Below are 1,919 nucleotides of genomic sequence, written 5' to 3'. Positions count from 1 at the left end.
CCCTGTCCCGGTGCGCCGCCACGGTCGAACCCCGGCAGGTCAGGCATTCGCGCAGAAGCTGGCGGGTCTCTCTGACACCGCTCGCAAGAGCGCTCTGCTCGACCTGGTCCGATCGGTCGCTGCCGAGGTCCTCGGGCACGCTTCTCTCGATGCTGTCGAACCCCAGCAAGCGTTCCAGCAGCTGGGGTTCGACTCTTTGAGGGCAATCGAGTTCCGTAACAGGCTCAACACTGCGACCGGCCTGCAACTACCGGCCACCCTCGTCTTCGATCAGCCCAACCCGCAGATCGTTGCTGACTTCATCGATTCCCAGCTGACAGGCACAAATCAGGACATCGAGGTCACTGCCAGCAGAACTGTTGGCGACGACCCGATTGCGGTGGTGGCGATGAGCTGCCGCTACCCCGGTGGTGTCGCCTCGCCGGAGGACCTGTGGCGACTGGTCGTCTCGGGCATCGATACCACCGGTGAGTTGCCGGTGGATCGTGGCTGGGATATCGAAGGCATCTACGATCCGGAGCCCGGCAAGGCGGGGCGGACCTACACCCGCCAGGGTGGATTCCTCTATTCGGCCGCCGATTTCGATGCGGACTTCTTCGGGATCAGCCCTAACGAAGCCACGATGATGGATCCCCAGCAGCGGTTGCTGTTGGAGGTGTCGTGGGAGGCGTTGGAGCGGGCCGGTGTGGATCCGGCTGTGCTGCGTGGCAGTTCGACCGGTGTCTTCACCGGTGTGATGTACCACGACTACGCCCAGGGAACCGGCACCGGTAGCAGCACTGCCGGAAGTCTGGTCTCCGGTCGCATCGCCTACACGCTCGGGCTGGAAGGCCCGGCGGTGTCGGTGGATACGGCGTGCTCGTCGTCATTGGTGGCTCTGCATTTGGCCGCGCAGTCGTTGCGGTCGGGCGAGTGTGATCTGGCGTTGGCCGGTGGTGTCGCCGTGATGGCCACCCCGGATATGTTCCTCGAATTCAGCCGTCAGCGGGGGCTGGCCCCGGATGGGCGGTGCAAGTCCTTCGCTGACGCCGCCGACGGTGTGGGCTGGTCCGAGGGCGCTGGAATGTTGGTGTTGGAGCGGTTGTCCGACGCCCGCCGCAATGGTCATGAAGTTCTCGCGGTGGTTGCGGGTTCGGCGGTGAACCAGGATGGCGCTTCGAATGGTTTCACCGCGCCCAATGGTCCTTCGCAGCGGCGAGTGATCCGTCAAGCGCTGGCGAATGCGGGGGTGTCGCCGGTCGAGGTGGATGTGGTGGAGGCCCACGGTACGGGTACCACGTTGGGTGATCCGATCGAGGCGCAGGCGCTGCTGGCGACGTATGGGCAGGATCGTGATGCGGATCGTCCGTTGTGGTTGGGGTCGTTGAAGTCCAACATCGGTCATTCCCAAGCCGCGGCGGGTGTGGGTGGTGTGATCAAGATGGTGATGGCGATGCGGCACGGGCTGCTGCCGCAGACCCTGCACGTCGATCAGCCCTCCACAAAGGTCGATTGGTCCGAAGGCCACATCCGATTGCTGACCGAGGCGGTGGCGTGGCCGGAGGTGGATCGGCCGCGTCGTGCCGGTGTGTCCTCGTTCGGCCTCAGCGGCACCAACGCTCACCTCATCGTCGAACAGGCCCCGACAGCTGACCCGGCTGCCGTGCCGGTGGCCAAGACCGTCCCGGCCGGTGGCGTGCTGCCGTGGGTGGTCTCGGCGCGCAGTGGCGAGGCGCTTGCCGAGCAGACCAGGCGCCTGGTATCGCATATCGACGACGACCACGACTCGATCGACATCGGCTTCTCGCTCGTGACTTCGAGAGTGTTGTTCGACCACCGGGCCGTGGTGCTGTCACCCGAAGGCGATGGCCTGCGGGCCGGTACACAAGCGTTGGGTCGCGGCGAAACGATTCCCGGTGTGGTGTCCGGTCGTGTGGTGC

Annotated in this window: 1 protein-coding gene; it reads left to right on the top strand. The window is 65.3% G+C overall.

The annotated features are described in order from the left end of the window. The coding region (locus ACRWNM_RS36470) for a type I polyketide synthase (protein ID WP_431972723.1) at window positions 1-1,919 on the top strand (1,919 nt) is incomplete at both ends.

Origin of the sequence: Nocardia sp. bgisy134 (assembly GCF_965341865.1) — a bacterium.
In the GTDB taxonomy this organism is placed as follows: domain Bacteria; phylum Actinomycetota; class Actinomycetes; order Mycobacteriales; family Mycobacteriaceae; genus Nocardia.
This window is presented reverse-complemented; position numbering and strand designations above follow the sequence as displayed.